This window comes from Caballeronia arvi (assembly GCF_001544695.2).
Taxonomy (GTDB): domain Bacteria; phylum Pseudomonadota; class Gammaproteobacteria; order Burkholderiales; family Burkholderiaceae; genus Caballeronia; species Caballeronia arvi.
Map to the genome: position 1 here is coordinate 1 of NZ_FCOM02000132.1, position 6,299 is coordinate 6,299.

A 6,299-nucleotide genomic window follows, 5' to 3' on the forward strand; every position below is an offset into this window, starting at 1 on the left:
TCCGTGATGTTGATGAGACGCTCATAGATAATTTTTGCGCGCGCCTCAGCGGCGATGTTGGAGCGCAAATCGGCTGTGGGCTCGCCGATCGTATCGATGTAGGCCGCGGTCCAAGGCACGCCAGCGGAGTTGGTAAGAGATGGACCGCCGCCATACAGCAGAGATGTAATGTGAGAGTCGTTCCCCGGCCCGGTCAGCGAGCGGTAAAGCTCTGCTTCTTGCTGGACGCCTTCTGCCAGTTGGCCTTTTGCACCCTTATTCAGCATTGCGACGATCGAACCGATCACCTCGAGGTGACTCAATTCCTCTGTCGCAATATCAAACAGAAGGTCCTTGCGGCCGGGGTCAGCTTCCGCCACCGCCTGGGTGAAATAACGGCACGCGGCAGCCAATTCGCCTTGCGGCCCACCGAACTGCTCAAGCAACAGGTTAGCGAGGCCGGGGTTCGGCGCAGCCACGCGCACTGTATATTGCAGGCGCTTGTTATGAACGAACATGTCAACGGCTCCTTTTGTTGAGACGTGCGCAGCCTATCGCGGCGCCGCGTACGCAATGAAGACAAGGGGTGAACTCGGAGCGACCGGGAGGAGCGCGTTAGCGTCACTTTCGGTCCGTCTGCCTCGAGTCTCAGCGCTACATATGTGCGCTGGCGTGATGCGGCACCGCCGCTAGTGAATAGACGCTTCGCGGATGGAAGCGCGGTTGGCCTACAGTGAGCAACGCTTATGCCACTTGGCTGTCGCTCACTTCTTCGCCTCAACGCCCGAGGTGGAACGCAGGGGATAGGGCACCGAGGTGCTGGAACTTGCTCGAGCAGCCATCTGGCCATCGCTTGTTCCTGCGGCAAAATACGCTCTAGCAGGCTGTTGAAATACCCTCTGCGTGGGTCATCCGTGCGCAAGGGAGAAACGTTGATTCAAGGAATCGAACGACACTGAGACCGAAACGATGCGCGGAGCGGACGGCTACACCGAATCGATGTTCACGATGTCCAAGCTGGACGACTTCGTTCCGGCCAATCATCCGCTTCGACCGATTCGCTTGTGGCTGAACGAGGCGCTCGCCCGCATGGATACGGTCTTTTCGCGCATGTACGAGAGCGATGCGAGGGGCGGTCGTCCGAGCATTGCGCCAGAGAAGCTGATTCGCGCCCTGCTGTTGCAAGTGCTGTATTCGATTCGAAGCGAACGCATGTTGATGGAGCAAATCTCCTACAACATGTTGTTTCGATGGTTCGTCGGACTGGCAATGGACGATGCGGTTTGGGACCACTCCACCTTCAGCAAGAACCGCGACCGGCTGATAATCCATGATGTCATTGTCAGTCTGTTCAACGAGACGGTCGAGACGGCGCGCGTGCGTGGGCACCTGTCGGGCGAGCATTTTAGCGTCGACGGCACGCTCATTCAGGCTTGGGCGGGACACAAGAGCTTTGTGCCTAAGACGAAGCCGGATGACGACTCACCGCCTGACGGCGGCGCCGGCTCTCAGGAAAACTGGCGCGGCGAGAAGCGCAGCAACGACACCCATGAATCCAGCACGGACAATCAGGCGCGACTGTTCCGCAAGAGTCGTGGCACGGGCGCAGTGCTTTGCTACATGGGTCACGTGCTGACCGATAACCGGCATGGCCTCGTAGTGAACGCACAGGTCACACAGGCCAACGGCACCGCCGAGCGGGATGCGGCCGCAGAGATGCTTGCAGATGCTGCGCGATTTGCCGGTGCGTCCATTACGGTCGGTGCTGACAAGAACTACGACACGGCCGGCTTCGTGGCAACGTGCCGCGCGAACAATGTGACACCGCATGTAGCGCAAAACGATGGACGCGCGGGCGGTTCCGCGATTGACGCTCGAACGACGCGATGGCCCGGCTACGCAATCAGTCAGTGCAAACGCAAACGCATCGAGCAGGTGTTTGGGTGGGGCAAGACCGTCGGCGGAATTCGGCAGGCGATGTATCGAGGTCTGAGGCGAATCGACCAGCTTTTTCTGCTGACTCAGGCAGCGTACAACTTGACCCGCATGCGAACCCTTGCTGCTCGGGCAGCTTGAAAGCGTAAGCGAGAAGGAAAGCGGCATCGGCAACACCTGAATCAAGGATGTCGGCGTCAATTCATTTCGGAACACTGCATCGCGCCAGCTCTTCCGAATAAGCGAGCACGCGTTCACAAAGGGATATTTCAACAGCCTGCTAACGCTGCTTTGGTCAGCGCGTCCCCGCAGCGGTCGGCCGCCGCAATGAGCGACGTGCAGGGGACGCGATCGAGGTTTTCCGAAGACATAGTTCATGCGACTTCGCGTCAGCATCAACCGTGTTGTCGGTCGACTCCATGCCCGCGTTGCTGATCCCAATGATCCGCCGGCTCGCACGCTCGACTGGGTCCGTCGATCCGTCGACAGCACAGTGGGGCCGCCTTTTTACACCGGGCTCGGCAGAACCGGCATTGCTGGCGCTTCCGAACTCTCGGGCTTAAGTTTGGGCATTCGGCGCGACGCTGCCCGCAACCGGTGTTTTACCGGGGCTTTTTGCGGCCATCTCAGTTTGCTTGCTTTGTGTGGGAGGTCCTGAAGTCACATCGGCGCTCGGAGAGGTTGCCCACGCGCCGTTCAAGGCGGACTTACTGCGACACTCGTGCGCGCCATATTCGCGGGTGGCTCAACGCACTTATGGTGTGGCTCCTGCCGAGCGCACGTTTCGCCCGCCTGCTGACCATTCTATTGGTGACATACACGGTCGCTGTAAGCAAGCTCACGCACGTCATCGCAAGTCCTGCCGAGGCGCCCTATTCGGTGATGACCGGCGTCCCAAATCCGTCCCATTATTGCCGCGTTTTTCTTTTGCCGACGCTGATTGGGAACCATGGCCGGCGGCATCTCGAGGGCCGCGATTGAAATCACGCGACTGTTGCGCCCGAAATCGGAGACGCGCGGCAGGGCCATTAAGGATGGGGCGCGTCCGCGCGCGCTCAGGGATAGGCCTCATAGGCGACCGGAGTCGACGACGGCGACCGGAGCATTGGGCAATTTCTCCCTGCAAATCAGGTAGACCTCGGAAAAAGTACCAGTTCGTTCTGCGGCTCGGACTCGCACCGCGTCAATGCATCGGAGGTCGACGGTATATGGGCAACGCCTGGCTCTTCGAATCGTAGCCGCTGCAGGGCGATTTCATCAGCGAGCGGGCGAAAGAGCGGTCGAAGAGGGGCGAGTGATTCGTGGTCGGGGGCCGATGCGCTTGCATAGCCGAACAGCCCGGTTTCGCAATGGCGGTCGTTAGCCCAACCGGGATAGTCCAGTATCGGATATAGACACAGCCCCCGCACCGGCACGCCAGCCGTGCGCGCCTGATAGACCTCGTCGGACACGAACGACAGCCACGGTTGCCGCGAGTGCCCTTCCGCGCCTGTTTCCGCGATGACTAATGGCCGGCCGTATCGGCGATACACCTCTTCCAGCATATCCGACAAGGGGCGATACATCGGATCAGTGGGCTCAAGCTCGCCTCCTTCGATGAGCCATTGATTGAAACTGTAGTAGTTGAGACCTACGATATCCAGATAAGACGGCGCACCGCCGAGCCCCGGCCAAAGCTCACCGGTCAACATGTCGAATGCCTGGTACTGGCTAAGTCGGTGCCGCTCGGCGTCGTCGCTTCGTTCCGGGAGGCGGGAGACTACATTGATCAGCGGGTCGGTGGTGATGAAGCGGGCACCCGGAGACACCGAGCGGATTGCGTCCGTTGCGGCGATAGTGGCGCGAACCAGCTGATGCTTCAATTCGAGCCCGCGTCCGAAAGTCGACGGGCGAATGTCACCGACTTCTCCGCCGAACCAAGACCAGAACGAGATCTCATTGATCAAGGTGAAGATCGGCGCATCTTCTGTTTCCGACGCGATGACAGCAGCGGTGGCTGCGGCGAACTTCGCGAAAGCTTCGACGAATTGAGGCCGCCAGATGTCAACATGATCCGGCCAGCCATAGTGACAGAGGTCCCAGAGGACCTGGACTCCAGTGGCGTGGGCTGCGCGCAGCATCGGAAGTACGCTGGTCCAGTCGTACCGTCCTGGGCGTGACTCAATCAGATGCCAGCGCACGCCGTCCCTGACGGTGACGATGCCGTGTTCGATCAGGCTGGCGTAGTCAGCGAGGGCATGTACATCATGCCCAGTCGAGTTCAGCAAGTCTAACCGTACGCCGTCGTTTCTTCGATGGCTGGCGCACTCGAAGCCGCCCCAAAAAAAGGACTTAAAGTCTCGCGCAGGCATCATCGTGACAGGGCGTCCGAAGCGGTAGCAGTTGGGAGGTCAGCCATGTCCGCAGCTCGACGAGCCGGGCCGCTCGCGACAGATTCGTGGCCCGAAGCCGTCTCGGCTTCGATACGCGCGTAGACGGCGAGTGCCTGTCCGATAACCTGATCCATGTTGTAATACCTGTAGGTCCCGAGGCGCCCCACAAAGGTGACGCCAGGCGTTTGGCTCGCCAACGCCTCATACCGCTTGTAAAGCGCCTGGTTTTCCGGGCGCGGTATGGGATAAAACGGGTCCCCGCTGGCACTCGGGTACTCGCGAGAGATACTGGTTCGGGAATGACGCTGACCAGTAAGATGCTTGTACTCTGTGATGCGCGTGTATTCCACCGCTTCATCGGGATAGTTGACAACCGCCACCGGCTGGAGCTGTGGAATGTCGAGAGTCTCATGCTCGAACCGCAGAGAGCGGTAGGGTAGCTTGCCGAAGCAGAAGTCGAAGTATTCGTCGATCGGGCCTGAATAGATAACGTGCTTGAAGTCGGTGTCGCTGCGCGCTTGCCGGAAATCCGTGTTCAACCTGAGGGTAATTAACGGATGCGATAGCATGGCTTTGAACATCGGTTCGTAGCCGTCAGCAGGCATACATTGAAAAGAATCCAGGAAGTAACGGTCGTCGGTCTCTGTCCGCGTGGGAATGCGCGAGGTAACCGACTTGTCCAGCTGCGAGGGGTCGATTCCCCACTGCTTGCGGGTGTAACCGCGAAAGAACTTCTCGTAAAGTTCACGACCCACCGCGCTCAATACGACGTCTTCGGAAGTGAGTATCTCGCATCGTGTTTCTGCGCGATCCGCGAGGAAGGCGCGCGCCTCTGCTGGCGTCATGTTCAGCCCATACAAACTGTTGAGCGTCGTGAGATTGATCGGAATGGGCAGCAGCGAGCCATCAACAAATGCCTTCACCCGGTGCTCGTAGGGGCGCCAGCTGGTGAATTTCGAGAGATAGTCGACAATTCGGGGCGCATTCGTGTGGAAGATGTGTGGACCATAACGGTGGATTCGAATGCCTGCCGCATCGAGTTCGTCGTAGGCATTACCGCCGATGTGGGGGCGACGGTCGATGACCATTACCTTTTTGCCGAGGCCCGCCGCGAGTCGTTCGGCAAGCACGGACCCAGCAAATCCAGCCCCGACAATCAAGTAGTCAAACGGCCGATTTTCATTGCGCCTCATGTAGGGCGTGCAACGTCTTTTCCCGGTGCTGCCGCCATCGAACTGACCGGTTCGGCGCTCCTTCGGAGTGCCGAGGTCTGCTCGGCTAGAGTCATCTCGCATGAATCGCCTCGCGCCGTTGATCTAACGCTTGCACGATCACATCGTGCATCCGCTCGAAGGTATCGTCCCAACTCATCCCTGAAAGCGCTTCGTCTGCCGCTTGCTGTACCGCTAACCGGTCGGCGGAACGCTCGAGCGCTTCATCGAGCGCGCCAACGAAGGACAGTAACGAGGTCCGGTCGCCGGACGCGCGGGCGATCTTGACCGCACTGCTGCTGCCGTACCGATCAACGACGTCGCGGATCGAGGTGGAGACGACTAGACGGCCGCCGGCGAGGTATTCGGGCGTCTTGGTTGGGCTAATGAAACGGGTGGATGCGTTCAGCGCGAACGGCATCATCGCAATGTCCCAGTGCGCGAGAAAGGCAGGCAAGTCGCCGTATGCTTGCTTTCCAAGGTAATGAATATTGGAACGTCGCGGCAGTCCCGCGCTGTCGATCTTGACAACCGGTCCGAGGACGACGAAATGTATATTCGGCCGTGCTGCAGCTGCCTCGCGCAACAGATCTGCGTCGAAGCGCTCGTCGATGACGCCGAAAAAACCAACACGCGGGTGCGGTATCGGCCGCTGTACGTCCGGCTCGGGAAGCGACTCACGGGCTCTGCGGAAATGCGGGATGTCAACGCTGCTCGGGAACAGATGAATGCCTCGATAATGCCGTCGTTTCGCGTCATAGAGACTCTGACCGCCGGCAAAAACGACAGTGGACTTCGATAA

4 protein-coding genes and 2 pseudogenes are annotated in these 6,299 nt (G+C 59.5%); 1 reads left to right on the top strand and 5 read right to left on the bottom strand.

What is annotated here, in order from left to right:
* Window positions 1-497, bottom strand: a 497-nt coding sequence (locus tag AWB74_RS43060; protein WP_143749498.1) for a manganese catalase family protein, incomplete at its 3' end; no start/stop codon positions are given.
* A gap of 451 nt (window positions 498-948) precedes the next feature.
* On the opposite strand from AWB74_RS43060, the gene AWB74_RS43065 reads away from it, so the two are divergent.
* Window positions 949-2,055 (top strand): IS5 family transposase, encoded by a 1,107-nt coding sequence (locus tag AWB74_RS43065; RefSeq protein WP_061152596.1) that lies wholly within the window; start codon window positions 949-951, stop codon window positions 2,053-2,055.
* A gap of 154 nt (window positions 2,056-2,209) precedes the next feature.
* Here AWB74_RS43065 and AWB74_RS48950 read toward each other — a convergent pair.
* From AWB74_RS48950 to AWB74_RS46720, 4 genes and pseudogenes are all read right to left on the bottom strand, one after another.
* Window positions 2,210-2,374 (bottom strand): annotated as a pseudogene (locus tag AWB74_RS48950) (DUF3005 domain-containing protein); the annotation flags it as partial.
* 667 nt (window positions 2,375-3,041) lie between these two features.
* Entirely contained in the window at window positions 3,042-4,181 is a 1,140-nt protein-coding gene (locus AWB74_RS43075) for a glycoside hydrolase family 1 protein (protein WP_200822118.1), read from the bottom strand.
* An 83-nt stretch (window positions 4,182-4,264) separates the two neighbouring features.
* A complete protein-coding gene (glf, locus tag AWB74_RS43080) occupies window positions 4,265-5,479 on the bottom strand; it encodes a UDP-galactopyranose mutase (RefSeq protein ID WP_061152601.1) in 1,215 nt (404 codons plus the stop codon).
* Window positions 5,480-5,570: 91 nt separating this feature from the next.
* Window positions 5,571-6,299 (bottom strand): annotated as a pseudogene (locus tag AWB74_RS46720) (hypothetical protein); the annotation flags it as partial.

Bases quoted from the DNA above. Each gene is read 5' to 3' on its own strand.
- AWB74_RS43065 (WP_061152596.1), top strand. From the start codon at position 949: ATGCGCGGAGCGGACGGCTACACCGAATCGATGTTCACGATGTCCAAG.
- glf (WP_061152601.1), bottom strand. From the start codon at position 5,479: ATGAGGCGCAATGAAAATCGGCCGTTTGACTACTTGATTGTCGGGGCT.